Raw genomic sequence first — 25,421 nt, 5'->3', positions numbered from 1 at the left:
TTCCGTCACCTGCCGGGGGTCGTGGTCGGGGTGGGTGTGGGAACGGCCGCGGGGGTGGGGCTCGTGGCGGTGGCGCCGGAGCCGGCCGGGGTGGACGTGGGGCCGGCCGCGGCCGGGGTGACGGGCGGGTGGGTGATGGTCTCCGGCGGGCGCAGGACCAGCGGGGCCTGTACGGCGGACTGCTGGGCGGCGGCCGAGGGAACGCCCTTCACGGTGCCGTCGGGGTTCAGGAAGGCGGGGTCGCCGCCGGGGACCATGCCCAGCTCGTGGGCGCGGCGCTGGAGGGCCTGCGGGGCGGAGTAGGCGTCGATGTCCCGCTGGAGCGCCTGTTCCTCGTCGGTGAGGTTCTTGGTGTCCTTCTGGAGGTCGTCCATCTTGAACGAGCCTTCGCTGAGCGCCGAGTTCAGCACCAGGAGCCCGATCAGGCCGCCGCCGAGCAGGAGGACGACGAGGAGGACGAACGGGGTGCGGGCGGCCTGGCCACGGCCCTGGGGGCCGGGGAAGAGACGTGCGAGGCGGGCCGCCCGCCCCCTCAGTTCGGGTTTCCTGCTCACACGGCCCCCAGTTCGCCCGGTGAGTCCGCCGGTCGTCCCAACCCGCTCACTCCCCGGTCCGTTCGAAAAACCCGCTCACTCGGCGTCCTCCCTGATGCGCTCGGCCCCGCGCAGTCGCGCCGGTGCCGCCCGCCGGTTCTCGGCGACCTCTTCCTCGGTGGGAAGTTCGGCACCGCGCGTGAGCAGCTTGAGCCGGGGCTGGTAGCGCTCGGGCACGATCGGCAGCCCGGGAGGCGCCGTGTTGGCCGCGCCCGCCGCCAAGACCTGCTTGACCAGCCGGTCCTCCAGCGAGTGGTACGACAGCACGGCGATCCGTCCGCCCACGGCCAGGGCCTTCACGGCCGCCGGGATCGCCCGCTCCAGGACGGACAGCTCGCCGTTGACCTCGATGCGCAGCGCCTGGAAGGTGCGCTTGGCCGGGTTGCCGCCGGTGCGCTTGGCGGCCTGCGGCAGCGCGTCCCGGATCAGCTCGACGAGCCGCGCGCTGTTGCTGAACGGCTCCTTGTCGCGCTCGCGCACGATCGCGCCGACGATCCGCTTGGCCTGCTTCTCCTCGCCGTAGGCGCGCAGGATCCGGACGAGTTCACCGGCCGGGTAGGTGTTGAGGACCTCGGCCGCGCTGACGCCGGTCGTCTGGTCCATCCGCATGTCGAGCGGGGCGTCCTGGGCGTAGGCGAAGCCGCGGTCGGCCTCGTCGAGCTGCATGGAGGAGACACCGAGGTCGAACAGGACGCCCTGCACGCGCGCGATGCCGAGCCGGTCGAGCACGTCCGGGAGCTCGTCGTAGACCGCGTGCACCAGGCTCGCGCGCTCGCCGAAGGGGGCGAGGCGCTCCCCGGACAGCCGCAGGGCCTCCTTGTCGCGGTCGAGGGCGACCAGCCGGGCCTCCGGGAACCGGGTCAGCAGGGCCTCGCTGTGCCCTCCCAGCCCGAGCGTGCAGTCGACGACGACCGCTCCGGGCCGCTCCAGGGCGGGGGCCAACAGGTCCAGGCACCGCTGGAGCATCACCGGGACGTGTCGACTCTGGCTCAAGGGGCCCTCTCAGGTCCGGCGCGGGCGTACGCACCGCCGGGTCCCCGCCCGCTCGAGGAAGGGGAGGCCTGCCGGCGCCGGAGGCGTCAGCCGGCCGGGAGCGGGAGGAGGCCGAGCCGTACGTACGCGCCGCGCACGTGGGGAGAACCCGGAAAATCGCCGGGCCTCCGGGGTTTCAGTCCAGCAGGGAGAGCCTCGCCTCCCGCTTCGCGTCACTTTAGTCCACGCTGTCTCGCGGTCAATCAACCGGCCTGCGCGTCGCGGCTCAAGGTGCGTGTGAAGCGGCAAACCGGGGAAAATCCCCCTATCGGCTTCACTACCACAACCCATGTGGGTTACCTCACAAGAGGACCGTGATGACGCTCTTTTCCCGCTCTCACACGCAGACCGCGTCACCTGTGACCAGTACCGTCATAGCCATGACGACTTCTGCATCCGTTTCCACCGAGCCCGAAGGCGCCATACACGGCGGCACCGTCACCGACCGTCTCGTCGACGCGAACGAACAGTACGCCGCCGCCTTCACCGACCCGGGTATGGACGCCCGCCCCGTTCTGCACGTCGCGGTCGTGGCCTGCATGGACGCCCGACTCGACCTGCACGCCGCACTCGGCCTGGAACTCGGCGACTGCCATACCATCCGCAACGCGGGCGGCGTGGTCACCGACGACGTGATCCGCTCCCTCACCATCAGCCAGCGCAAGCTCGGCACCCGGAGCATCGTGCTGATCCACCACACCGGCTGCGGTCTGGAGGCGATCACCGAGGACTTCCGCACCGAGCTGGAGATGGAGGTCGGCCAGCGCCCCGCCTGGGCCGTGGAGGCCTTCCGGGACGTCGACCAGGACGTCCGCCAGTCCATGCAGCGGGTGCGCACCTCTCCGTTCCTGCTGCACACCGACGATGTGCGCGGTTTCGTCTTCGACGTGAAGACGGGTCTGCTGCGCGAGGTCGACCCTGCGTAGCCGCGGCCTTCCCCGCCGTGACCGGCTCCGGCCCCTCTCGTTTTCCGCGGAACCCGCGCATGCTGGACCCCAAGCACCGTAAAACCCGACATATCGCGGCCACTTGTCCACAGTCGAGTGACACGAATCGGTAACGGCAGCAAGAATGCGGGTGAGGCGCCGTGCGGAACTTTTCACGCGTGGTGTCCGTGATTCGGGGTGGGCCGGTCCGCACAGCAAGCGTCGGCCCGGAGAAAGAACGGGCCGAGGAGGGCCGGGTGACGACCTATGACGATCGAGCGAGCCTTACAGATCTGACTGCCACTGTGGAGCGGGTCCGCAGTTCGGTGGAAGGAGTGATCGAGGGCAAGCCCGAGGTCGTACGGCTTTCGCTGACCGTACTGCTCGCCGAGGGACATCTTCTGATCGAGGACGTCCCCGGCGTGGGCAAGACCATGCTGGCCAAGACCTTGGCCAAGTCCATCGACTGTTCGGTGCGACGCATCCAGTTCACGCCCGACCTGCTGCCCTCGGACATCACCGGTGTGTCCATCTGGGACCAGCAGCGCCGGGACTTCGAGTTCAAACCGGGCGCGATCTTCGCGCAGATCGTGATCGGCGACGAGATCAACCGCGCTTCGCCGAAGACCCAGTCGGCGCTCCTGGAGTCCATGGAGGAGCGCCAGGTCACCATCGACGGACAGACCTATGAACTGCCCAGCCCCTTCATGGTGGTGGCCACGCAGAACCCGGTCGAGATGGAGGGCACCTACCCGCTGCCCGAAGCACAGCGCGACCGCTTCATGGCCCGGGTCTCGGTGGGCTACCCCAGCGTGGAGGCCGAGCTGCAGATGCTCGACGTCCACGGCGGGGCCTCCCCCCTGGAGGACCTCCAGCCGGTGGCGCACGCCCACGACATCGTGAAGCTGATCGAGGCCGTGCGGGGCGTCCATGTCGCCGACGCGGTACGGCGGTACGCGGTGGACCTGGTCTCCGCCACCCGCAACCACCCGGACCTCAGACTCGGCGCCTCCCCGCGCGCGACGCTGCACCTGCTGCGCGCGGCGAAGGCCTCCGCCGCCCTGAGCGGAAGGGAGTACGCCCTGCCGGACGACGTGCAGGCGCTCGCCGTCGCCGTCCTGGCCCACCGTCTGCTGCCCACCGCCCAGGCCCAGCTCAACCGCCGCACCTCCGAGCAGGTCGTGCAGGAGATCCTGCAGCGCACCGCCGTACCGGCGGCGCCCCAGCAGCAGGGCGGTTTCGGCTCCCTCGGCCCCGGCACGCCGTCGTACGGCCAGCAGCCGCCGCGGAGGCTGTGATGACCTCCGGGCCCAGCGGGCCCGCGGATGCCGACCGGGGCGAGAAGGGCGGCATCCGCACCACCCTGGCGGGCCTGACCACCCGGGGCCGCTCCTTCCTGGCCGCCGGCATCGCGGCCGCGATCTGCTCCTACGTCCTCGGCCAGAGCGACCTGCTGCGGGTCGGCCTGCTGCTCGCCGCGCTGCCCCTGGTCTGCGCGGGCTTCCTCTACCGCACCCGCTACCGGGTGGCCGGCAGCCGCCGGCTGGCCCCGGCGCGCGTCCCGGCGGGCAGCGAGGCCCGCGTCCATCTACGGATGGACAACGTCTCGCGGCTGCCCACCGGCCTGCTGATGCTCCAGGACCGGGTGCCCTACGTCCTCGGCCCGCGCCCCCGCTTCGTCCTCGACCGGGTCGAGCCGGGCGGCCGCCGCGAGGTCTCCTACCGCGTCCGCTCCGATCTGCGCGGCCGCTATCCACTGGGCCCGCTGCAGCTGCGCCTGACCGACCCGTTCGGGATGTGCGAGCTGACCCGGTCCTTCTCCTCGTACGACACCCTGACAGTGATCCCGCGCGTGGAGGCGCTGCCGCCGGTGCGCCTCAACGGCGAGTCGAAGGGGTACGGCGACGGGCGGCAGCGCTCGCTGGCGCTGGCCGGCGAGGACGACGTGATCCCGCGCGGCTACCGCTACGGCGACGATCTGCGGCGCGTCCACTGGCGCTCCACCGCCCGCTACGGCGAGCTGATGGTGCGCCGCGAGGAGCAGCCCCAGCGCGCCCGGTGCACGGTGCTGCTGGACACCCGGGGCCTCGCCTTCCAGGGCGCGGGACCCGACTCCGCCTTCGAGTGGGCCGTCTCGGGCACGGCGTCGGTGCTGATGCACATGCTGGAGAGGGGCTTCTCCGTACGCCTGCTGACGGACACCGGCACCTCCGTGCCCGGTGAGGGCGCCGAGGGGTTCGCGGGCGCCAGCCAGGAGACCGCCGACTCGGCGGGACTGATGATGGACACCCTCGCGGTGATCGACCACTCGGACGGCGCGGGTCTGTCGCGCGCCTACGACGTGCTGCGCGGCGGCAACGAGGGGCTGCTGGTGGCCTTCTTCGGCGACCTCGACGAGGAGCAGGCCACGGTGGTCGCCAAGATGCGCCAGCGCAGCGGGGGCGCGGTCGCCTTCCTGCTGGACAGTGACGTGTGGGTGCGGGAACCCACCGATGTGCCCGGGCCGTTGGACCGGCGTGAGGAGCGGCTGCGGATGCTGCGGGAGGCCGGCTGGACGGTCCTGAGCGTGCCGCGCGGCGCCTCGCTGCACGAGCTGTGGCGGCAGGCGGACCGTGAGCGCGCGGGGCTGACGGTCACCGGCGGGACCGGCGGGACGAGCGGTGAGGGGGCGGGGTCATGAGCGGACGGGCACGACTGGCGCTGTGCGCCTGGGCGGCCACGCTGATGGCGTCCTGCGCCCTGCTGCCCCTGGTCACCCCGGCCTCCTGGATCCTCCAGGTCGCCGTGATGCTGGGCGTGCAGACGGGTGTGGGTGCGGCGACCCGGCGGGTGCCGCTGGCCCGGCCGCTGACGGTGGCGGCGCAGGCGCTGGTCACCCTGCTGATGCTCACCCTGGTCTTCGCCCGGCAGCAGGCCGTCGCCGGGATCGTCCCGGGTCCTGAGGCCCTGAGGCACTTCGCCGACCTGTTCCAGCAGGGCGGCGACGACATAGCGCGGTACGCGATCCCGGCGCCCCTGGAGTCCGACGGCATCCGGCTGATGCTGTTCGGCGGGGTCATGGTCATCGGGCTCGCCGTGGACACCCTCGCGGTGACCTTCCGCAGCGCCGCCCCGGCGGGTCTTCCGCTGCTGGCGCTGTACTCGGTCGCCGCGGGGCTCTCCGACGGCGGCGCCGACTGGCTGTGGTTCCTGGTCGCGGCGGGCGGCTATCTGATGCTGCTGCTCGCCGAGGGCCGGGACCGACTCTCGCAGTGGGGGCGGGTGTTCGGCGGGGCACCGCGCACTCCGGGCGGGGAGCCCGGCCCGGTGGCGCCGATCCGCACCGGGCGGCGCATAGGCGTGCTCGCGCTGGGCCTCGCCCTGGTGGTGCCGGCCGTGCTGCCCTCGATGAGCGGCGGCCTCCTGGACGGCGCCGGCACCGGCATCGGCGCGGGGAACGGCAACGGGGGCACGATCTCCGCGGTCAACCCCCTGGTCTCGCTGCGCGACAGTCTGAACGTGGACGAGGACCGCCAGGTCATGTCCCTCAAGACCAACAGCAGCGATGTCGGGGACCTGTATCTGCGGATCGTGTCCCTGGACGACTTCGACGGCAGCACCTGGAAGCCGTCCAAGCGGCATGTCACCGGTGTCCCGGACCGGTTCCCGACCCCGATCGGCCTCGGCGCGGACGTCAAGCGCGCCGAGATCGAGACCCGGATCTCGGCCGCCGACTGGTACGCCCAGGACTGGCTGCCGATGCCTTACCCGCCCAGCGGGGTCCAGGTCGGCGGCAAGTGGCGCTACGAGCCGGTGGGGATGACGCTGGTCGGCGACCACGGCCAGACCACCCGCGGCAAGACCTATCTGGTCAAGAGCCTCGATGTGCAGCCGACGGCGGAGCAGCTGGCCGACGCGCCGGAGCCGCCCAAGGCGCTCAAGGACGAGTACACCAAGCTGCCCAAGTCGGTGCCCGCCGTGGTGGCGAAGACCGCCCGCGAGGTCACCGCGGGTGCCACGAGCCACTACGAACAGGCGGTCAAGCTCCAGGACTGGTTCACGCTGACCGGTGGCTTCCAGTACAGCACCCAGGTCCAGGTCGGCACCGGCCCGGACGCGATCGCCAAGTTCCTGAAGGAGAAGGAGGGCTTCTGCGTCCACTTCTCCTTCGCGATGGCGGCGATGGCCCGCAGCCTGGGCATCCCGGCCCGGGTCGCGGTGGGCTTCGCCCCGGGTGCCCCGCAGTCGGACCAGTCGGTGTCGGTGGGCCTGAAGGACGCCCACGCCTGGCCCGAGCTCTACTTCGAGGGCGTGGGCTGGACCCGCTTCGAGCCGACCCCGAACCGTGGCGTGGCGCCCTCGTACACACAGACGGACACCCCGGGCAACAGCCTTCCCGACGTGCCGCGGCCCACTGAGTCGGCCGGCTCGAACGCGTCGACGGCGCCGTCCGCGAGCACGAGTTGCGCGCAGGCCGACAAGCGGGACGCGGCGTGCAGCGGCGCTCTCTCGGTCGGCACGGCCAAGCCCGGCGACAGCGGCCCGCCCTGGTACCAGATCGCGCTGTGGGCGCTGCTGGGCCTGCTGGTGGTCGCCGTACCGCTGCTGCCCATGCTGTGGCGGGTGCGCCGGCGCTCGGTGCGGCTGGCCTCGGCCCAGCACACCGGCCTGGGTGTCCCGGCCGCGAGAAGCCGTGCCGAACGCGGCGCGGCGACCACGGACGACGTCTCCCTGACGGTGGTCGGCACGGCCGTCGAGGCGGACGCCCGGTACGCCGCGGAGGTGGCCGCCGTGCACGTCCTCGCGGTGTGGCGGGAGCTGACCGACACCGCCTGGGACTACGGCATCCCGCCGGACGACGCGCTGACCCCGCGCAAGGCGGCGGCGCGGATCGTGCGGCTCGGACAGCTGGACGGTTCGACGGCGGAGTCGGTGCACCGGGTCGCGAGCGCGGTGGAGCAGGTGCTGTTCGCACCGCAGCCGCAGTCGGTGCCCGGGCTGCCCGACGACGTGCGCAGGCTGCGGGCGGCGCTGCGGTCCCGCGTCAGCTGGACCACGCGCGTGCGGGCGGTCGTCGCGCCGCGCTCGGCGGTCCGTGCCCTCTGGGACGTGATGGACCGCTGGACGGCCTTCAAGTCCCGTACGGCGGACCGCTGGACGAGCCTGGTGCGGCGCCCGCGCCCGTCGAGCCAGCAGGGCGGCTGAGGGCCCGGACGCCGGGTCTCGGGCATGTGTGAGGGGGTGACCACCCACCGGGTGGTCACCCCCTCGATCCGTCATGGGGAGCGCTGAGCCCTGTTCTAGTGGCCCTGCTCGTCCCTGCGGCGCTGCCAGCGCTGCTCGATGCGGTCCATCATGGAGCGCTTCTGCCGAGCCTGCCGGCGCGCGTGCGGGGCGCCCGCGGCGGGCTGTTCACCCGGCTTGGGGGCCTTGCGCCAACCGGTCACGGCGAGCACCGCACAACCCAGCATGACGAGGAAGCCCACCACGCTGAGCCAGACCTGCTTGGCCACCATTCCAGCCATGAGGAGCGCGATACCCACGAGGAAGCCCGCGACCGCCTGGTAGACCCGCCGCCGGGTGTACGTACGCAGCCCGCTTCCCTCGAGCGCCGACGCGAACTTGGGATCTTCGGCGTACAGCGCTCGCTCCATCTGCTCGAGCATGCGCTGCTCGTGCTCCGAGAGCGGCACGGAGTCCTCCTCATCGTGCAGTCGCCGGGGCGACCCGGGGGTCCCTTCAGGATAGGCAGGGAATCGCCCCCGTGAAACCCGCCCCTCTGCGCCAATTGGCCAACCGGATTCCGCCATGGCCGTCCCGGTTCGCTGAATCTTCCATTCCCCAGCGACCGGCCCGTCATGCCGGGTGATCTCCCTCGATCATACGGCTCCCGGGCCCCGAACGGGGGGCCTGTGGCGTACTCCATGCGCCGCCAACGCGCTGATCAGCGGCTCGCCCCGACAGGAGGCTCAGGCCTCCGCGGCCCCCTGTGTCTCACCGAGCACATGGAGCTGGGTGGCGACGGAGTGGAAGGCGGGGAGTTCGGCCGCCGCCTCCTCCAGCTTGAGCAGCGCCTCCAGGGCGCCGGGCTCGGTGTCCACCAGGACTCCGGGGACGAGGTCGGCGAAGACGCGGACGCCGTGCACGGCGGCGGCCTTCAGGCCCGCGCCCTCGACCAGCGCGGTGAGCTGGTCGGCGGTGAAGCGGCGCGGCACGGGGTCGCCGTCGCCCCAGCGGCCGTCCGGGTCGCCGAGGGCCTGCCGGGCCTCCTTGAAGTGCCCGGCGAGGGCCCGTGCGAGCACGGCTCCGCCGAGGCCCGCGGCGAGCAGGCTGAGGACGCCCTCGGACCTCAGCGCGGCGACCGCGTTGCGCAGCCCCTCCGCCGGGTCGTCGACGTACTCCAGGACGCCGTGGCACAGCACGACGTCGTAGCCGCCGCGCTCGACCACGTCGAAGAGGCCGTGGGCGTCGCCCTGGACACCCCGGACACGGTCGGCGACGCCGGCCTCCGCGGCACGGCGCTCCAGTGCGAACAGCGCGTTGGGGCTGGGATCGACCACGGTGACCTGGTGGCCGAGGCGGGCCAGGGGCACCGCGAAGTTGCCGCTGCCGCCTCCGGTGTCGAGGACGTCCAGCACCTGCCGGCCCGCGGCCTTGACCCGGCGGTCGAGGGCGTCCTGGAGGACCTCCCAGACCACGGCGGTACGGAGGGAGGCGCGGGGGCGCGTGGGGTCCGACACGGCAGTTGACTCCTCGGCGCGGCACCGCCTGTTGCACGGCGGAGCGAACGGTCTGCCTCCCTGGCCGGAACACGGAGGGAAGGCTTCAGGCGCCCTCCACCCTATTGCCTGCGCAGCTCCGGCAGCTCATCACGGGGCCCGCCCCGCGAAACGTCTCGCACGGCGGACGACTCGTCCGGCCGCCCGACCGACCTCGCACCCCCGGAACGGCCGCGCTCCCGGAACGCCCGGGCGCCGGGACCCCTGCGGCGGCGGGTCGCTCATCCCGTGTCCGGTAAGTCGCGGTCCGGGGCCGGGCCCGCTTCCGGGTGGTCCGTGTCCTGGCGGGGCTGGGGCAGAACCGGCTGGAGGACCAGCATGCGCTCGACGAGGCGGAGGAACATCGCGACGTCACGTATGAGGTCGTCGGCGTCCCGGCGGGTCGCCGCGCCCTGGATGCCGGCCTCGGCCCGGGCGCGGCGCCGGGCTCCGGAGGCGAACAGCGCGCTCCACTCGGTGAGTTCGGGCGCGATCTCGGGGAGCACTTCCCAGGCGCTTCGGATCCTGGCCCGGCGTCGCTCGGAGGTCTCCGGGCGGCCTCGCGCGGCGAGGACGGCGGCCGCGGTGCGCAGGGCGGCGAGATGGGCCGTGGCGTAGCGCTCGTTGGGCGTCTCCAGGACGGCCGCCTCGTCCAGTCCGGCGCGGGCCTGGGCGAGCAGGTCGAGGGCGGCGGGCGGGGCGGCGGCCCGGCGCAGCACCGGGTGGACGTCGCTCGCCGGTCCGGTCAGTGAGGGGGCAGGGCCGGTGGCGCGGCGCCGGCGGGCGGCTGCCGTGTGATAGCTGGCCATGACGAACCTCCTGTCGTCTGCGTGACGGCATGCCCCGATACGGGACGCCGTATGTGCCCATCGTGCGGTATGCCACTGACAATCCGTTCTGACCTGGACTTTTGCTTCGATCGAAAGTTCGCGTTAGTTTTTGCACTGACCAGTCAGTTCAAATCAACTCCGTTCATCTCAGGGGGAACTGTGGACGCAGTGGGCGTCACAGCCGAGGGCCTCGGCCTTCAGGGCCCTCGCGGTTGGGCGTTCCGGGACGTCTCCGTCGAGGCGGCACCCGGCACGCTGATCGCGGTCGAGGGGCCGTCCGGATCCGGGCGCACCTGTCTGCTGCTCGCGCTCACCGGCCGGATGAGGGCGACCGAGGGGACGGCGAGCATCGGCCCGGCCCGGCTGCCGAAGCAGCCGGCGGCCGTACGGCGCGTCAGCGCGGTCGCCAACGTCGCCGGGGTCACCGACCTCGACCCCGCGCTGACCGTCGGGGAGCACCTGCGCGAACGGGCGCTGCTGCAGCGGCGGTTCGGGGACTCGCTGCGCGGCCTGCTGCGCCCGCGTGCCGAGCGCGCGGCCGAGGCGAAGCTGCGGATCGACTCCGCGCTCGCCGCCGCCGGGCTGGACCTCGCGTCCCTGCCCAAGGGCTCCCGGACGGCCGTACGCGATCTGGAGCGGCTGGAGGCGCTGCGGCTGTCGATCGCCCTGGCGCTCATCGGCCGGCCGCGGCTGCTCGGTGTCGACGACGCCGACCTCAAGCTCTCGGACGCCGAACGGACCCAGGCCTGGGCGCTGTTGAGGTCGGTCGCCGAGGGCGGCACAACGGTCGTCGCGGTGTGCAGCGAGGCTCCGGACGACACCGTCGTCGTGGCGACCTCACCGACTGCCGGAAAGGAGAAGGCCGATGCGATCGCCGAGACTGGCCGCCCTTGAACTCAGGCGCTTCGGCAGGGGGAAGCTGCCCCGCGCGGCGCTCGTGGCGCTGCTGGTGCTTCCGCTGCTGTACGGCGCGCTGTACCTGTGGTCGTTCTGGGACCCCTACGGTCGGCTCGACCGGATCCCGGTGGCGCTCGTCAACGACGACAAGGGGGCGCACGTCGGCGGGCAGCGGCTCTCGGCGGGCGACGACCTCACCGAGGCGCTGCGCAGGAGCGACACCTTCGACTGGCACGAGGTGAGTGCCGCACAGGCACGCGCGGGCGTGGAGGACGGCACGTACTACCTGTCGCTCACCATGCCGGCCGACTTCAGCGAGAAGATCGCCTCCAGCTCCGGCGACTCCCCCGAGACCGGCGCGCTCCAGGTGCGTACGAACGACGCGAACAACTACATCGTCGGCCAGATCTCGCGGACGGTCTTCAACGAGGTCCGCACGGCCGCGTCCACCAAGGCCTCGCGGTCCTTCCTGGACAGGATCTTCATCTCCTTCTCCGACATCCACGGGGCGACCGTGCGGGCCGCGAACGGCGCCGACCAGCTCAAGGGCGGCATCGGCAAGGCGAAGAAGGGCTCCGCGGACCTCGCCGACGGGCTGAAGCAGGCCCGGAGCGGCAGCGGCAGACTGGCCAAGGGGGTGGCGAGGCTCGACAAGGGCGCCGGCGACCTCGCGGACGGTTCCCAGCAGGTCGCCGACGGCACCCGGGCGCTCGCGGACAAGGTCAACGCGCTCGACAAGAAGGCCGGCCCCTTCCTCAAGGACAACGAGAAGACCATCGGGGACACCGCCCGGCTGGTCGCCGACTCCGCCAAGGGCATCCGCGGCAACCTCGACACCCTGGTGAAGACCGCGCCGGCCGCCGCCAAGGGCGCGCACGCCGCCTCCGACGCCCTGAACGCGATCTACCGGGCGCGCTGCGAGAACGCGCCGCTGCCGGACGCGGCCTGCGCCGACCTGAAGAAGGCCAGGACCGCCGCGGCCGACGTGGCGACGATCGCCGACGACCTCAACAGGCTGATCGCCGACCAGCACGGCGATCTGAAGAAGCTCGACGCCAGTCTCGCGACCCTCCAGACGCAGGCCCAGGCGCTCGCCGACCACGCGCCGCACCTCTCCGAGGACCTCGCCGACGCCGTCGCCAAGATCAACAAGTTGAACGACGGTGCCGGGAAGGTCGCCGCGGGAGCCGTGAAGCTCCACTCGGGCCTCGACACGGCCAGTGGCGGCGCGTCGGCCCTGAACACGGGCGTCGGCAAGCTGACGACCGGAGCGGAGACCCTGAACGGCGGCATGTACAAGCTCGCCGACGGCTCCGGGAAGCTGGCGGGCGGGCTGCACGACGGAGCGGGCAAGATCCCCGACTACGACAAGCAGGACCGCGACCGGCGCACCCAGGTGATGGCCGACCCGGTCCAGCTGGTCTCCAGGGACCTGCACAAGGCGCCCAACTACGGCACCGGCTTCGCCCCGTACTTCATCCCGCTGTCCCTGTGGGTGGGCGCGATGGTGGCGTACATGCTGATCACGCCGATGAACCGGCGCGCGCTCGCCACGAGCGCCCCGGCCTGGCGGATCGCGCTCGCGGGCTGGCTGCCGGTGGTGGCCGTCGGCGTCCTGCAGACGGTGGCCCTGATGTCGGTGCTGCACTGGGCGATCGGTCTCCAGATGACCCGGGCGGCGGGCACGATCGGCTTCCTGTTCCTGGTGGCGGCGTGCTTCGCGGCCATCGTCCAATGGCTCAACGCGCGCTTCGGAGCGGCGGGCCGCATCCTCGTACTCGCCCTCCTGATGCTCCAGTTGACGTCCGCGGGCGGCACCTACCCCGTGCAGACCAGCCCGGAGTTCTTCAACGCGATCCATCCCTTCCTGCCGATGAGCTACATCGTGGAGGCCCTCAGAAGGCTCATCACGGGCGGCGGGCTCGGCCCGGTGTGGCACGCGTGCGTGGTGCTCGTCGCCTTCACCGCGGGCGCCCTGGCGCTGACCGCGGTGGCGGCCCGCCGACGCCAGGTGTGGACGCTGGACCGGCTCCACCCGGAGCTGAGCCTGTGAGCGCGAGGGTGACTTCCGAAGGGACGGCTCCTGTGAGAATCAGGACCATGGAAAGCAGCAGCACCACGCCGGGCGGCGGCACCCGCCGCGAGGCCACCCGGCAGAAGCTCTACGAGGCCGCCGTCACGCTCATCGCCGAGCAGGGCTTCTCCGCCACCACGGTGGACGAGATCGCCGAGCGGGCCGGAGTCGCCAAGGGCACGGTCTACTACAACTTCGCGAGCAAGTCCGTCCTCTTCGAGGAGCTGCTGCGGCACGGTGTGGGGCTCCTCACCGCCTCCTTGAGGGAGGCGGCCGAGCAGACGGAGCGGGACGGCGGCGGCAAGGTCGACGCCCTGGACGCGATGATCCGGGCCGGCCTCGTCTTCATCGACCGCTATCCGGCCTTCACCCAGCTCTACGTGGCCGAGCTGTGGCGCACCAACCGGGCCTGGCAGTCCACGCTGATGGTGGTCAGGCAGCAGGCCGTCGCGGTCGTCGAGGGCGTACTGCGGGAGGGCGTGGACAACGGCGAGTTCAGCGACGAGATCGATGTCCCGCTGACCGCCTCCGCACTGGTCGGCATGGTCCTGGTGGCCGCCCTGGACTGGCAGTCCTTCCAGCCCGAGCGCTCCCTGGACGACGTCCACGCGGCCCTGTCCCGGCTGCTCCAGGGGCGGGTGAGCGGCGACCGCTGAGCGCACACGAAAGCGCCGGTCCGTCGTGGCCGCGTCCCCCGCGGGCCACCTCGAACCGGCGCCTTCTCGTGCTCCCCCGTTGTTGCTTCCCCCGTGTCCCCCCGTCGGGACCCCCGTTCTCGGTCGTTCCCCCGGGTTCCCCCGTGCCTCGCTCCCGCCGACCGCGGCCGGCGGAAGGAGCGGATCGCGGGCGGCTCCGTTCCGGCGCCCCGTGTCGCCGGTGCCGGAGCCGTGCCCCTTTCCGTGTGACCACTCTCCCGTTCGCGCAGGTCGCCCCCCATCCGCGCGCGTACTCAACTCACTCCCTAGGTACGGATACTCAGCTCTGGGCACTCACCCCCAGACCGCTCCGTTGCCGGGTGGTTACCATCGCCTCCGTGTCGGTACTCCCTCTTGCCGGGGGTCTGGGGGTTTGTCCCCCAGAAGGCACAGCACCAGTGGCTGGGCCAGCGGCGTCAACGCGTACGCGGTGGTGCTGCTCCTCGGTGTCTTCGGCGCGACCGGGGTGAGCGACGACGTCCCGTCCGCGCTGCAGCGCCCCGAGGTCCTCGTCGTCGCGGGCGTCCTGTACCTGTGCGAGGCGGTCGCGGACAAGATCCCGTACGTGGACTCCGTGTGGGACTCGGTGCACACGGTGGTCCGGCCGGTCGCGGGCGCCTGGGTCGGCGCGCTGCTCGCCGGTCACAGCGGCTCGCTCAACGACGTGGTCGCGGGGCTGGTCGGCGGTTCGACGGCGCTGGCCAGCCATGCCGTCAAGGCCGGGACGCGGATGGCGGTGAACACCTCCCCGGAACCGTTCAGCAATGTGATCATCAACTTCGCCGAGGACCTGGGCGTCGGTGGGATCGTGACGTTCGCGATGTTCCACCCCGGTGCGGCCGCCGCGATCGCGGGCGCGCTGCTGGTGACCGGGCTGGTGGTGCTGGTCTTCCTGGTCTCCCGGATCAGACGGTTCCTGCGGCGCAGGGCCGAACGGCGTGCGGAACGCCGGCTCGCCACACGGATCGGACAGCCGCCCGCGGGCCTCCCCTGACGTGACTGTCAGTGGCGGTCGATAAGGTCGCGGGCATGGGACGGATTGCGGTGATCGGCGCCGGGATGGGCGCCATGGCGGCTGCCGCCCGGCTGGCCGTCGCGGGCCACCGGGTGACGGTGTACGAGCGTACGGAGACCTACGGCGGTGCCGTGCGCCGGTTCGAGCGGGACGGGTTCGGCTTCGACACCGGTCCCGGGCTGCTGACCCTGCCCGCGGTCTGGCGCGATCTGTTCCTCAAGACCGGCAAGCAGCCCCTGGAGGAGTGCGTCGAGCTGGTCCAGGTCGACCCGTCCTCACGGCATGTCCTCGCGGACGGCACCGAGGTGGCGCTGCCGAACGCCTCGCGCGCGGGCGTCGTCGCCGCCCTGGAGGAGGCGCTGGGGGCAGGCGCGGGCGAGCGCTGGGGCGACTTCCTGGTCCGGGCCCGCGAGGCCTGGGACCGCACCCGCCGCCCCCTGCTGGAGGAGCCCCTGTGGCCGAACTGGTCGGAGCTGGCGGATCGGGACCCGTACCCCGCGGTGCCGATGAAGCGGCTGCTGCGCACACGGAGAGCGGTGACGCTGCACGAGATCGGTGCCTGGGAGCTGCGCGACCCCAGGCTGGCGGCCCTGCTGGACGGGTACGCCCTCGCGCACGGCGTGGACCCCGGCGTCGCTCCGGCGAGCGCGGCGGTGCTGGCGTACATGGAGCACGCCTTCGGCACCTGGTATGTGCGGGGCGGGATCCGGGAGCTGGCGCGGGCGGTGTACGAGCGGTGCCTGGCGCGGAGGGTGGAGTTCGTCTTCGGGGCGGAGGTCACCGGGGTCCTGGAGAAGGACGGGCGCGCGGCGGGGCTGGAACTGGCTGGGGGCACCTCCCAGGAGGCCGACACGGTCGTCGGCGCGGGCCCCTGGCGGCTGCGCGGGCTCGTGCCCGGACGGGAGTTGTACGGGCCGAAGGACCTCGCGCCCGACGTCGAGGACCGGCACCCGGGCCGGGTCGTGGTGTGCCTCGCGCTGCGCGGCGCCCGGGAGGCGGGGGCGGTGCACCGCACGGTGGTGCACTCCGACGACGCCGAGGGTGAACTCGACCTGTTCCGGCACGGGCACACCCCCGACCGGCCCACGGTCCGCGTCGACCGCCCGGACGACCCGGCCCTGCGCCCCGACGCCGAGCACGAGTCCATGGTGCTGACGGCGACGGTGGCCTCCGGGACGGATCACGACTGGGCCGCTCCCGGCGCCGCCGACGCCTTCGCGGACCGGATGGTGACCGCGGCCGAGCGTGCGGTGCCCGGGCTGCGCGAGCGGACGCTGTGGCGGGAGGTGCGCACTCCCCTGCACACGGAGCTGGAGACCGGCGCCCTCGGCGGTGCCGTCCCCTCGCCTTCGCTGGCCGGCCCGGAGGGCACCCTGCACCCGTCCAACCGCACCGCGCTCCCCGGCCTCTTCACCGCCGGCGGCTGGTCGCACCCCGGCGGCGGTCTCCCGCACGCCGGCATGTCGGGCGCGCTGGTGACCGGACTGATCGTGGAAGGGCCGGAGTTCAGGGGCTCCCGGTGAGAAACGGGCGCTGAGGCCGCCGGCCCTCAGAAGCGGTACTGCTGCTGCTCGTCGTACCCGTGGCCCTGGTTCTGTCCCTGGCCGTTGTCCTGGTACGGGTACTGCTGCTCCTGCGGGAGTTCGCCGCCGTAGGTCTCGTCGGTACGCTGCTGCGGGACCCAGACCCCGCCGGCCGGGGTCTCGCCGCCGTAGGTGCCGGTGCCGTACTGGTCCTGGCCGTAACCCTGCTGGCCGTACTGACCGTAGGCGTCGTAGCCGCCGCCGTAGGTCTGGGTGCCGATGTACGGGTCGGAGTAGGCGGCGTACTGCTGCTGGCCGGTGGCGTCGTAGCCGTACTGCTGCTGGTTGTAGCCGGAGTAGTCGTAGCCGTACGTCTGGTCGGCGCCCTGGGCGGCCGTCGCGTACTGGTCCTGGGGCTGGCCCGCGCCCGCGTAGGACGGGTCGGCCGCGGCGTTGTACGAGGTGTCGCTGTATATGCCGTAGGAGCCGGTGTCGTCGGGCATGGGCTGCGGCTCGTAGACCGAGGTGGTCTCGGCCGCCGTGGCCTGGCCCGGACGGGAGGGGGTGAAGACGTCGTCGCGGTCGTAGTCGTCGTCCGCGCCGTAGGACACCCTGTCCTGGCCGAAGGGCCGCTCGTCGCCGTAGTCGGCGTCCGGGCCCGCGGTCTCCAGGTCGGAGACCTCCAGGCTCGGGTCCTGGTGCTCCGCCCTGCCGCGGCGGCTCTTGCCGCCGACGCCCAGACCCAGGCCGCCGATGCCCTCGCCCTCGGGGCGCTTGACCGCCCAGCCCGCCGAGAAGCCGCGGCGGAACGACAGGGTGACGTACGTCTGCCCGACGGCGAACGCCGCCGCGCCCAGGCCGATGACGATCACCGAGGGAATGAGGACGCCCAGCACCACGCCGAGGAAGCCGACGAAGGCCAGCAGCCGCCAGCGCAGTCGCGCCTTGTACTGCAACAGCACCTCGCCGAGCAGCCACAGCGCGACGATGCCGAACGCGATGTAGAGGACCGTCCAGCCCATGTACGCCCCTCTCCCAGTCGCCGCTACGCAGTGTGTCGTATATCCGTGCGGCCGGTCTAGGCCTGCGGCGGGTGGTGCAGGCCCAGGTTCTCGTAGATTTCCAGCGTAGCCGTGGAGTTGTTGAGCGTGATGAAGTGCAGTCCGGGCACTCCCTCGGCCAGCAGCCGTGCGCAGAACTCCGTGGCGAATTCGATGCCAATGGAGCGTACAGCGGCCGGATCGTCTTTTGCTGTGAGGATCCGCTCTTTCAGGACGGACGGGATCCGCGCGTTGCTGAGCTGCGGCAACCGCTCCAGCATCCGCACACTGGTGACCGGCATCACCTCGGGGATGACCGGGGTCTCGCACGCGGCGGCGGCCACCCGGTCGCGCAGGCGCAGGTACGACTCCGGCTGGAAGAACATCTGGGTGATGGCGTAGTCGGCGCCGGCCCGGCACTTGTCGACGAAGTGGGCGACGTCCGCGTCCCATTCGTCGGAGCGCGGGTGCATCTCCGGGAAGGCCGCGACGCCGACGCAGAAGTCCCCCGACTCCTTGATGAGCCGCACGAGCTCGGCGGCATAGGTCAGTCCCTTGGGGTGGGCCACCCACTCGCCCATGGGGTCGCCGGGCGGGTCGCCGCGCACGGCGAGGATGTTGCGGATACCGGCGTCCGCGTACTGGCCGATGATGTTGCGGAGTTCGGCGATGGAGTGGTTGACCGCCGTGAGGTGGGCGACCGGCGTCAGCGTGGTGTCCGCGACGATCTGCTGGGTCTCCTTGACCGTGCCCGCGCGGGTGGAGCCGCCGGCGCCGTAGGTCACGGAGACGAAGTCGGGGGCGACCGCCTCGACCCTGCGCAGGGCGCTCCACAGGTTCCGCTCGCCCTTGGGGGTTTTCGGTGCCGAGAACTCGAAGGAGTACGTCGTCTTGCCCGTGGTGAGCATGTCGCGCACGGTGCGTGCGCGATCAGTCCTGGTGGATGCGGTTCCTAGGGCCATACCCGCAGGTTAGTCAGGGGCTGGCGGTCCCCCAACCGGACTCTGGAAATTTGCCCGATTTGTCGAGCTGTTGTCCACCCATCGGACAACCGTGCCCGTTATGCGCTCGCGGGGCCGCTATGCGCCCCGCAGCCGCTTCGCGAACTCCGCGGCCGCCCCGCCCGGGTCGGCCGCCTCGGTGATCGCGCGGACGACCACGACGCGGCGGGCGCCGGCCTCCAGCACCTCGTCGAGGTTGCCGAGGTCGATGCCGCCGATGGCGAACCAGGGGCGGCCGGTGCCCAGGGCGGCGGTGAAGCGGACCAGGTCGAGACCAGGTGCGTGACGGCCGGGCTTGGTGGGGGTGGGCCAGCAGGGACCGGTGCAGAAGTAGTCCACGCCCTGCTGGGCGGCGGCCTCGGCGGCCTCCGCCTCCGCATGGGTGGAGCGGCCTATCAGGACGTCGTCGCCGAGGATCGCGCGGGCCGCGGGGACCGGCAGGTCGCCCTGGCCCAGGTGGAGTACGTCGGCGCCGGCCGCGTGGGCGACGTCCGCGCGGTCGTTGACGGCGAGCAGCCTGCCGTGGCGGGCGCAGGCGTCGGCGAGGACCTTCAGGTGCTCCAGCTCCTCGGCCGCCTCCATGCCCTTGTCGCGCAGCTGCACGATGTCGACACCGCCCGCCAGGACGGCGTCCAGGAACTCCGGCAGGTCGCCCCGGCTCCTGCGGGCGTCCGTGCAGAGATAGAGCCGGGCGTCGGCGAGCCGCGCGCGGGCGTCGGTGGTGGCGGGCATACGGGTGTCCCCCGGTGTCGGTGGTGTACGGGCCGCGGACCGGTGCGGTCGGCCGCGACCGGGCCGTGGTGAACCACGGGCGTGGCTCGGCGGGCCGCGGTCGACCGCGGCCGTGGCGGCGCCGGCCACGGCCCGTACTCCGGACGGTGTTCGGATCAGGCCGCTGCGATCAGACGGCGAGCGCCTGGGCCCGGCGCTTCACCTCCGTGCCGCGATTCTCGCTGAGGGCCTGGGCGGGGGTGCCGGGCAGGCTCTCGTCGGGGGTGAAGAGCCATTCCAGCATCTCTTCGTCGGTGAAGCCGTCGTCCCGCAGGAGCGTCAGGGTGCCGGTCAGGCCCTTGACGACCTTCTGCTCGGCCCCGTCGATGAAGGCGGCGGGGACGTGCAGCGCGCGGTTCTCACCACGGCGTACGGCGATGAGCTGACCCTCCTTGATCAGCTGCCGCACACGCACCACGTCGATGCCGAGCAGCTCGGCGATGTCGGGCACGGTGAGCCAGGCGGGGACGAGAGCATCGATCTTTGCGTCAATCTCGGTCACGGGACAAGCCTGCCATCCGGCACTGACAGTCGGAAGTCGGGACCGTCCGACCAGGGGGGAAGTGTCACGCCGTGACCGATTTCAGAGGCCTCGCCGGGTCCGCCAGCAGTTCCGCGTCCATCGCGGTGCCGGCCTCGATCAGCCGCCGTCCCTGGGCCAGGTCGCGCGGCCGGCCCACCGCCAGCAGAGCGACCAGGCGGTTCTCGCGCAGCCAGCAGACCGACCAGGCGGGTCCGGACGGCTCACCGCGCCAGACGGTCCGGTCGGCGGACGCGTGGTGGCCGGCGTACTGGACGAAGCGGCCGAACTGCTCGGACCAGAAGTACGGGACGGGGTCGTAGACCACCGGGAGCTCCCCCGTGGCCTCGCCGATGATGTTCGCCGCGACCGTGCGCGGGCCCTGGAGGGCGTTGTCCCAGTGGTGGACCAGCAGCCGCTCGCCGTACCGGCCCGAGGGGAAGGAGGCGCAGTCGCCGACCGCGTAGACGTCCGGTGCCGAGGTGCGCAGACGGTCGTCGGCCACGACCTCGCGGTGGGCCCCGAGGGCGATGCCGGAACCGGCCAGCCAGGCGGTCGCGGGGCGGGCGCCGATGCCGACCACCACGGCGCCCGCGGGCACGCGCGTGCCGTCGTCGAGGACGACCGCGCCGGGTTCGACGCGCTCCACGCGCGCGCGGGTGCGCAGCACGGCGCCCGCGTCGTCGTACCAGGCGGCCATGGGCGCGGCCACCTCGGCGGGCAGGGCGCCCGCAAGCGGCCGGTCGGCGGCCTCCACCACGGTCACCGCGCAGCCCGCCTCGCGCGCGGCGGTGGCGAACTCGGCGCCGATCCAGCCCGCGCCGACGACCACGATGTCGTGCTGCCGGGCGAGCACGGGCCGCAGCCGCTCGGCGTCGTCCAGGGTGCGCAGCAGATGGACGCCGGGCACCCCCTCGGCGCCGGGCAGCATGATGGGTTCGGCGCCGGTGGCGAGGACCAGGACCTCGTACGGGACCGGTCCGGCCTCGGTGTCCAGTTCGTGCTCGCCGGGGCGCACGCCCAGCACCTCGCGCCCCAGCCGCAGTTCGATGCCGAGCGCCTCGAAGTCGACGTCGAAGGCGGAGCCCTCCGACTTGCCGAGCAGGACGGCCTTGGACAGCGGTGGCCGGTCGTACGGCTGGTGGGGCTCGGCGCCGATCAGGGTGACGGTGCCCTGGAAGCCCTGTTCGCGCAGGGCCACCGCGGTCTGTACGCCGGCCATGCCCGCGCCGACCACGACCACCCGCCGCTGAGACTGCGTCGTCTGCTCGCTCACCTGATCACCATAGACAACTGACAAATTGTCAGTCAGGGGTCGTGCTCCGTGAGCTGTTGCACACCGCCGGTGAGCGACGAGGCGGCCGGAGGCTCCCTTACCGAGCGTCGGGGCTCGGGCTAGGGTGGCCGACGTACAAGCACTCGCGGGAGCCCGGACGCACCGGGCTGAGAGGGAGGCTGGCGGCCTCCGACCGTACGAACCTGATCCGGGTCATGCCGGCGAAGGGAGGGGCTGGACGCCCATGTCGTCACGTACGTCAGACGTCCTCGTCGTCGGGGGCGGGATCATCGGCCTGGTCACGGCGTGGCGGGCCGCGCAGCGCGGGTTCGCCACCGCCGTCGTGGACCCGGAGCCGGGCGGCGGGGCCGCCCGGGTGGCCGCCGGGATGCTCGCCGCCGTCACGGAGCTGCACTACGGCGAGCAGACCCTGCTCGGTCTGAACCTCGCCTCGGCCCGTCGCTACCCCGACTTCGCGGCCGAGCTCACCGACGCCACCGGCCACGACCTCGGCTACCGGCGGTGCGGCACCCTCGCCGTCGCCCTGGACGCCGACGACCGCGCCCATCTGCGCGAACTGCACGCGCTGCAGCGGCAGTCGGGGCTGGAGTCCGAGTGGTTGTCCGGGCGCGACTGCCGGCGCCTGGAGCCGATGCTCGCGCCGGGCGTGCGCGGGGGGCTCAGGGCCGACGGCGACCACCAGATCGACCCGCGGCGCCTGGCGGGCGCGCTCGTGGCCGCGTGCGAACGGGCGGGGGTCGTCTTCCACCGGGTGTGGGCCGAGCGTTTCGAGGTCGTACGGGACCGGGCCGCGGGTGTCACCACGGCCGACGGCACCGAGCTGGGCGCGGGCCAGGTGGTACTGGCCGCGGGGAGCCTCAGCGGGCGGCTGCCGGGCGTCCCGGACGACGTCCTGCCGCCCGTACGGCCCGTGAAGGGGCAGGTGCTGCGGCTGACCGTGCCGAAGCGCCACGCGCCCTTCCTGAGCCGTACCGTGCGCGCGGTGGTCCGGGGCAGCCATGTCTACCTGGTGCCGCGCGAGAACGGCGAGCTGGTGATCGGCGCGACCAGCGAGGAGCTGGGCTGGGACACCACGGTCACCGCGGGCGGGGTGTACGAGCTGCTGCGCGACGCGCACGAGCTGGTCCCTGGCATCACCGAGCTGCCCCTGACGGAGACCCGGGCCGGGCTGCGCCCGGGCTCCCCCGACAACGCGCCCCTGCTCGGCCCGAGCGGGCTGGACGGCCTGCTGCTGGCCACCGGCCACTACCGCAACGGCGTGCTGCTCACCCCGGTCACCGGCGACGCCCTGGCGCACGCCCTGGCCACCGGTGACCTCCCGGAGGTGGCCCGCCCGTTCACCCCGAGGCGCTTCACCCGCGTGGAGCAGCCGGCATGAACATCTCCGTCAACGGTCAGGCGCGGGAGTTCGCCCCCGGCACGGCCCTCGACACCGTCGTGCGCGCCCTGACCCCGGCTCCCTCCGGAGTGGCCGCCGCCCTGAACGAGACCGTCGTCCCGCGCGCCCAGTGGCCCGCGACACCCCTCTCCGAGGGGGACCGCGTCGAGGTCCTGACCGCCGTCCAAGGAGGCTGACCCATGGCCGACGACCCCTTCGTCCTCGGCGGTACGTCCTTCACGTCCCGCCTGATCATGGGCACCGGCGGCGCCCCCAGCCTGGAGGTGCTGGAGCGGGCGCTCGTCGAGTCCGGCACCGAGCTGACCACGGTCGCCATGCGCCGGGTGGACCCGTCGGTGCACGGTTCCGTGCTGTCCGTCCTCGACCGGCTCGGCATCCGGGTGCTGCCGAACACGGCCGGCTGCTTCACCGCCGGCGAGGCCGTCCTCACCGCCCGTCTCGCGCGGGAGGCGCTGGGCACCGATCTGGTCAAGCTGGAGGTCATCGCCGACGAGCGCACCCTGCTGCCCGACCCGATCGAGCTGCTGGACGCCGCCGAGACCCTGGTCGACGACGGTTTCACGGTGCTGCCGTACACGAACGACGACCCGGTGCTGGCCCGGAAGCTGGAGGACGTGGGCTGCGCGGCGATCATGCCGCTGGGCTCACCCATCGGGTCCGGGCTCGGCATCCGCAATCCGCACAACTTCCAGCTGATCACCGAGCACGCGCGCGTGCCGGTGATCCTGGACGCGGGCGCCGGCACGGCGTCGGACGCGGCGCTCGCGATGGAGCTGGGGTGCGCGGGTGTGATGCTCGCCTCGGCGGTCACCCGGGCGCAGCAGCCGCAGCTGATGGCGGAGGCGATGAGGCACGCCGTGGAGGCGGGACGGCTGGCCTACCGGGCGGGACGGATTCCGCGCCGGCATTTCGCCGAGGCGTCCTCGCCGCACAAGGGGCGTGCCCACCTGGATCCGGAGCGCCCGGCGTTCTGAACGCGCGTTCGACGAGATCCGGCCGCGGATGCGAGGTCCGTCACAGCTCGGCTGCAGTCCCGCCCCGATCTCACCCGAACCGGCAGCCCTGTCAGTCACGGCTCGTACACTCACCTGCGTGGATACGACCCTTCAGGACCCCCTGGTCGGGCAGGTGCTCGACGGCCGCTATCGCGTGGACGCGCGGATCGCGGTCGGCGGCATGGCCACGGTCTACCGGGCCCTGGACACCCGCCTCGACCGTGTGCTCGCCCTGAAGGTGATGCACCCCGGGCTCGCCGCCGACGCCACCTTCGTCGACCGGTTCATCCGGGAGGCGAAGTCCGTCGCCCGCCTGGCGCACCCGAACGTGGTACAGGTCTTCGACCAGGGCACCGACGGGTCGTACGTCTATCTCGCCATGGAGTACATCGCCGGGTGCACCCTGCGTGACGTGCTGCGCGAGCGCGGGGCGCTGCAGCCGCGCGCCGCCCTGGACATCCTGGAGCCGGTGCTCGCCGCGCTGGGCGCCGCCCACCGGGCCGGGTTCGTGCACCGGGACATGAAGCCGGAGAACGTGCTGATAGGGGACGACGGCCGGGTGAAGGTCGCCGACTTCGGGCTGGTGCGCTCCGTGGACACCGTCACCAGCACCACCGGGGCCGTTCTCGGCACGGTCTCCTATCTCGCCCCCGAGCAGATCGAGCAGCCCGGCGCCGCCGACGCCCGTGTCGACGTGTACGCGTGCGGTGTCGTCCTGTACGAGATGCTGACCGGTGACCGTCCGCATGACGGGGACTCCCCGGCCGTGGTGCTCTACAAGCACCTGCACGAGGACGTCCCACCCCCGTCCGCGGTCGTCCCGGGGCTGCCGTACGAGCTGGACGAGCTGGTCGCCTCGGCCACCGCCCGCAACCCCGCCATCCGCCCGTACGACGCGGTGGCCCTCCTCGCGCACGCCCGCGAGGTGCACTCCGCCCTCAGCCCGGACCAGCTGGACGCCGAGCCGCCGCAGGCGCTCGGGGCGGACCGGCGGAGCATCTCCGAGGACCGCACGAGCGTCATCCCGCGCTCCTTGACGGTGCCGCGCGGGGTGCCGGTCGGCGGTGCCGGACCGGCCGAGGTGCTGCGCACCAGCCGCCTGGAGAGCCCCCCGCCCCTGCCGCCGCGCCGGCGTGGCGCGCGTGCCCGGCGCGGCCCGCTCGCGATCGTCGTCGCCGTCCTGCTGATCCTCGGCGTCGGCACCGGCGTGTGGTACATCAACTCCGGCCAGTTCACCAAGGTCCCGCCGGTCCTGGCGAAGACCCAGGCGCAGGCGAAGAAGCAGCTGGGCGAGGCCGGTCTCGACCTCGGCACGGTCAGGCACGCCTACAGCGACACGGTCGCGCGGGGCACGGTCATCAGCTCCGACCCCGAACCCGGCACCCGTATCCGGGACAACGCGCGCGTGTCGATCACCCTCTCCGACGGTCCCGAGACCGTACAGGTGCCCGACCTGACGGGCCGGACGCTGGCCGAGGCGCGGGACCGGCTGAAGAAGAGCGGCCTCGAACCGGGCATGGTCACCCGGGAGTTCAGCGACGAGGTGCCCAAGGGCTCGGTCCTGTCGACGGCCCCGGGGGCGGGCACCGAACGGCACGCGGGCTCGGCGATCGCGCTGACCGTCAGCAAGGGCAGCGCGGTGGACGTCCCGGACGTCACCGGCGAGGACCTGTCGGCCGCGAGGTCCGACCTGGAGGGCGCGGGTCTCACGGTGGAGATCGCCGCCACCCGGGTCAACTCCCCGTACGACGAGGGCCAGGTCGCCGCGCAGACCCCGCAGGGCCACGGCCGGGCCGCCGAGGGCGACACGGTGACGCTGACGCTCTCCAAGGGCCCGGTCATGGTGGAGGTCCCGGACGTCACCGGCGACAGCGTGGAGGACGCGCACACGGCGCTGGAGGGCGCCGGCTTCAAGGTCGAAGAGGACCGCGGCCTGCTCGGGCTCTTCGGCGACACCGTCAGGAGCCAGTCCGTGAAGGGCGGCCGGACGGCGCCCGAGGGATCGACGATCACGATCAAGATCCGCTGAGGGGCCCCCGGGCACGGTGCCGGAGCGGGTCGGGACGCATGACACCC

Annotated in this window: 23 protein-coding genes and 1 riboswitch; of the genes, 13 read left to right on the top strand and 10 right to left on the bottom strand. The window is 72.8% G+C overall.

Annotation, left to right across the window (positions count from 1 at the left end; all coding sequences use genetic code 11):
• Positions 1 to 5: 5 nt before the first annotated feature.
• A complete protein-coding gene (locus tag ABZT17_RS09070; RefSeq protein ID WP_356345661.1) occupies positions 6 to 554 on the bottom strand; it encodes a septum formation initiator family protein in 549 nt (182 codons plus the stop codon).
• Between the two features lie 75 nt (positions 555 to 629).
• A complete protein-coding gene (gene rsmH, locus ABZT17_RS09065; protein WP_356345658.1) occupies positions 630 to 1,586 on the bottom strand; it encodes a 16S rRNA (cytosine(1402)-N(4))-methyltransferase RsmH in 957 nt (318 codons plus the stop codon).
• Between the two features lie 419 nt (positions 1,587 to 2,005).
• On the opposite strand from rsmH, the gene ABZT17_RS09060 reads away from it, so the two are divergent.
• The 4 genes from ABZT17_RS09060 to ABZT17_RS09045 all read left to right on the top strand — a co-directional run bounded on the left by ABZT17_RS09060 (position 2,006) and on the right by ABZT17_RS09045 (position 7,735).
• The gene (locus ABZT17_RS09060; protein ID WP_356345656.1) at positions 2,006 to 2,551 is read left to right on the top strand and encodes a carbonic anhydrase; all 546 of its coding nucleotides are present in this window, start codon (positions 2,006 to 2,008) and stop codon (positions 2,549 to 2,551) included.
• 257 nt (positions 2,552 to 2,808) lie between these two features.
• Positions 2,809 to 3,849 carry a MoxR family ATPase gene (locus ABZT17_RS09055; protein WP_356345654.1) on the top strand — a complete coding sequence of 347 codons (1,041 nt, stop codon included), beginning with the start codon at positions 2,809 to 2,811 and terminating at the stop codon, positions 3,847 to 3,849.
• Positions 3,849 to 5,231: a DUF58 domain-containing protein gene (locus ABZT17_RS09050; protein ID WP_356345651.1), complete on the top strand. Its 1,383-nt coding sequence runs from the start codon at positions 3,849 to 3,851 to the stop codon at positions 5,229 to 5,231. The genes ABZT17_RS09055 and ABZT17_RS09050 overlap by 1 nt, the downstream gene beginning before the upstream one ends.
• Positions 5,228 to 7,735 (top strand): DUF3488 and transglutaminase-like domain-containing protein, encoded by a 2,508-nt coding sequence (locus ABZT17_RS09045; RefSeq protein ID WP_356345648.1) that lies wholly within the window; start codon positions 5,228 to 5,230, stop codon positions 7,733 to 7,735. The genes ABZT17_RS09050 and ABZT17_RS09045 overlap by 4 nt, the downstream gene beginning before the upstream one ends.
• 95 nt (positions 7,736 to 7,830) lie before the next feature.
• On the opposite strand, the gene ABZT17_RS09040 is transcribed toward ABZT17_RS09045, so the two are convergent.
• The 3 genes from ABZT17_RS09040 to ABZT17_RS09030 all read right to left on the bottom strand — a co-directional run bounded on the left by ABZT17_RS09040 (position 7,831) and on the right by ABZT17_RS09030 (position 10,097).
• Positions 7,831 to 8,223 (bottom strand): DUF3040 domain-containing protein, encoded by a 393-nt coding sequence (locus tag ABZT17_RS09040; RefSeq protein WP_356345645.1) that lies wholly within the window; start codon positions 8,221 to 8,223, stop codon positions 7,831 to 7,833.
• Between the two features lie 276 nt (positions 8,224 to 8,499).
• Complete coding sequence (locus tag ABZT17_RS09035; RefSeq protein WP_356345643.1) at positions 8,500 to 9,270, bottom strand: methyltransferase; 771 nt, start codon at positions 9,268 to 9,270, stop codon at positions 8,500 to 8,502.
• A 260-nt stretch (positions 9,271 to 9,530) separates the two neighbouring features.
• A complete protein-coding gene (locus ABZT17_RS09030; protein WP_356345640.1) occupies positions 9,531 to 10,097 on the bottom strand; it encodes an SAV_6107 family HEPN domain-containing protein in 567 nt (188 codons plus the stop codon).
• 180 nt (positions 10,098 to 10,277) lie between these two features.
• Between ABZT17_RS09030 and ABZT17_RS09025 the strand changes: the two genes are divergently transcribed.
• The 5 genes from ABZT17_RS09025 (at position 10,278) to ABZT17_RS09005 (ending at position 16,322) form a co-directional block, all read left to right on the top strand.
• Positions 10,278 to 11,012 (top strand): ATP-binding cassette domain-containing protein, encoded by a 735-nt coding sequence (locus ABZT17_RS09025; protein WP_356345638.1) that lies wholly within the window; start codon positions 10,278 to 10,280, stop codon positions 11,010 to 11,012.
• Positions 10,984 to 13,068: a YhgE/Pip domain-containing protein gene (locus tag ABZT17_RS09020; protein WP_356345635.1), complete on the top strand. Its 2,085-nt coding sequence runs from the start codon at positions 10,984 to 10,986 to the stop codon at positions 13,066 to 13,068. Before ABZT17_RS09025 ends, ABZT17_RS09020 begins: the two co-directional genes overlap by 29 nt.
• Before the next feature lie 47 nt (positions 13,069 to 13,115).
• Complete coding sequence (locus ABZT17_RS09015; protein ID WP_356345633.1) at positions 13,116 to 13,745, top strand: TetR/AcrR family transcriptional regulator; 630 nt, start codon at positions 13,116 to 13,118, stop codon at positions 13,743 to 13,745.
• Positions 13,746 to 14,157: 412 nt separating this feature from the next.
• Positions 14,158 to 14,778, top strand: coding sequence for a DUF4126 domain-containing protein (locus ABZT17_RS09010; protein ID WP_356345630.1), 621 nt, complete (start codon positions 14,158 to 14,160; stop codon positions 14,776 to 14,778).
• Positions 14,779 to 14,813: 35 nt separating this feature from the next.
• Positions 14,814 to 16,322: an NAD(P)/FAD-dependent oxidoreductase gene (locus ABZT17_RS09005; RefSeq protein ID WP_356345628.1), complete on the top strand. Its 1,509-nt coding sequence runs from the start codon at positions 14,814 to 14,816 to the stop codon at positions 16,320 to 16,322.
• A gap of 26 nt (positions 16,323 to 16,348) precedes the next feature.
• Here ABZT17_RS09005 and ABZT17_RS09000 read toward each other — a convergent pair whose 3' ends face one another.
• The 5 genes from ABZT17_RS09000 to ABZT17_RS08980 form a co-directional block, all read right to left on the bottom strand.
• Entirely contained in the window at positions 16,349 to 17,344 is a 996-nt protein-coding gene (locus ABZT17_RS09000) for a hypothetical protein (protein WP_356345625.1), read from the bottom strand.
• A gap of 56 nt (positions 17,345 to 17,400) precedes the next feature.
• Complete coding sequence (gene metF / locus ABZT17_RS08995) at positions 17,401 to 18,324, bottom strand: methylenetetrahydrofolate reductase [NAD(P)H] (protein ID WP_356345622.1); 924 nt, start codon at positions 18,322 to 18,324, stop codon at positions 17,401 to 17,403.
• Between the two features lie 117 nt (positions 18,325 to 18,441).
• Positions 18,442 to 19,095 (bottom strand): thiamine phosphate synthase, encoded by a 654-nt coding sequence (thiE, locus tag ABZT17_RS08990; RefSeq protein WP_356345620.1) that lies wholly within the window; start codon positions 19,093 to 19,095, stop codon positions 18,442 to 18,444.
• A gap of 169 nt (positions 19,096 to 19,264) precedes the next feature.
• On the bottom strand, positions 19,265 to 19,636 hold the full coding sequence (locus ABZT17_RS08985; RefSeq protein ID WP_356345617.1) for an Rv2175c family DNA-binding protein: 372 nt from the start codon (positions 19,634 to 19,636) through the stop codon (positions 19,265 to 19,267).
• Between the two features lie 64 nt (positions 19,637 to 19,700).
• Entirely contained in the window at positions 19,701 to 20,897 is a 1,197-nt protein-coding gene (locus ABZT17_RS08980) for an FAD-dependent oxidoreductase (protein ID WP_356345857.1), read from the bottom strand.
• A gap of 168 nt (positions 20,898 to 21,065) precedes the next feature.
• Positions 21,066 to 21,177, top strand: a riboswitch (TPP riboswitch).
• Between ABZT17_RS08980 and thiO the strand changes: the two genes are divergently transcribed.
• The 4 genes from thiO (at position 21,175) to pknB (ending at position 25,374) form a co-directional block, all read left to right on the top strand.
• Positions 21,175 to 22,329, top strand: coding sequence for a glycine oxidase ThiO (thiO, locus tag ABZT17_RS08975; RefSeq protein WP_356345614.1), 1,155 nt, complete (start codon positions 21,175 to 21,177; stop codon positions 22,327 to 22,329). Its footprint overlaps the riboswitch before it by 3 nt.
• The gene (gene thiS / locus ABZT17_RS08970) at positions 22,326 to 22,526 is read left to right on the top strand and encodes a sulfur carrier protein ThiS (RefSeq protein WP_356345611.1); all 201 of its coding nucleotides are present in this window, start codon (positions 22,326 to 22,328) and stop codon (positions 22,524 to 22,526) included. The genes thiO and thiS overlap by 4 nt, the downstream gene beginning before the upstream one ends.
• Positions 22,527 to 22,529: 3 nt before the next feature.
• Positions 22,530 to 23,324, top strand: coding sequence for a thiazole synthase (locus tag ABZT17_RS08965; protein WP_356345608.1), 795 nt, complete (start codon positions 22,530 to 22,532; stop codon positions 23,322 to 23,324).
• A gap of 118 nt (positions 23,325 to 23,442) precedes the next feature.
• Complete coding sequence (pknB, locus tag ABZT17_RS08960; RefSeq protein ID WP_356345605.1) at positions 23,443 to 25,374, top strand: Stk1 family PASTA domain-containing Ser/Thr kinase; 1,932 nt, start codon at positions 23,443 to 23,445, stop codon at positions 25,372 to 25,374.
• Positions 25,375 to 25,421: the final 47 nt, after the last annotated feature.

The organism is Streptomyces sp. NPDC005648, from assembly GCF_040605395.1.
Lineage (GTDB): Bacteria > Actinomycetota > Actinomycetes > Streptomycetales > Streptomycetaceae > Streptomyces.
This window is presented reverse-complemented; position numbering and strand designations above follow the sequence as displayed.

Bases quoted from the DNA above. Each gene is read 5' to 3' on its own strand.
- thiS (WP_356345611.1), top strand. From the start codon at position 22,326: ATGAACATCTCCGTCAACGGTCAGGCGCGGGAGTTCGCCCCCGGCACG.
- ABZT17_RS09005 (WP_356345628.1), top strand. From the start codon at position 14,814: ATGGGACGGATTGCGGTGATCGGCGCCGGGATGGGCGCCATGGCGGCT.
- ABZT17_RS09060 (WP_356345656.1), top strand. From the start codon at position 2,006: ATGACGACTTCTGCATCCGTTTCCACCGAGCCCGAAGGCGCCATACAC.
- ABZT17_RS09020 (WP_356345635.1), top strand. From the start codon at position 10,984: ATGCGATCGCCGAGACTGGCCGCCCTTGAACTCAGGCGCTTCGGCAGG.
- ABZT17_RS09045 (WP_356345648.1), top strand. From the start codon at position 5,228: ATGAGCGGACGGGCACGACTGGCGCTGTGCGCCTGGGCGGCCACGCTG.
- ABZT17_RS09015 (WP_356345633.1), top strand. From the start codon at position 13,116: ATGGAAAGCAGCAGCACCACGCCGGGCGGCGGCACCCGCCGCGAGGCC.
- metF (WP_356345622.1), bottom strand. From the start codon at position 18,324: ATGGCCCTAGGAACCGCATCCACCAGGACTGATCGCGCACGCACCGTG.
- thiE (WP_356345620.1), bottom strand. From the start codon at position 19,095: ATGCCCGCCACCACCGACGCCCGCGCGCGGCTCGCCGACGCCCGGCTC.
- ABZT17_RS09000 (WP_356345625.1), bottom strand. From the start codon at position 17,344: ATGGGCTGGACGGTCCTCTACATCGCGTTCGGCATCGTCGCGCTGTGG.
- ABZT17_RS09050 (WP_356345651.1), top strand. From the start codon at position 3,849: ATGACCTCCGGGCCCAGCGGGCCCGCGGATGCCGACCGGGGCGAGAAG.
- thiO (WP_356345614.1), top strand. From the start codon at position 21,175: ATGTCGTCACGTACGTCAGACGTCCTCGTCGTCGGGGGCGGGATCATC.
- ABZT17_RS08965 (WP_356345608.1), top strand. From the start codon at position 22,530: ATGGCCGACGACCCCTTCGTCCTCGGCGGTACGTCCTTCACGTCCCGC.
- ABZT17_RS09030 (WP_356345640.1), bottom strand. From the start codon at position 10,097: ATGGCCAGCTATCACACGGCAGCCGCCCGCCGGCGCCGCGCCACCGGC.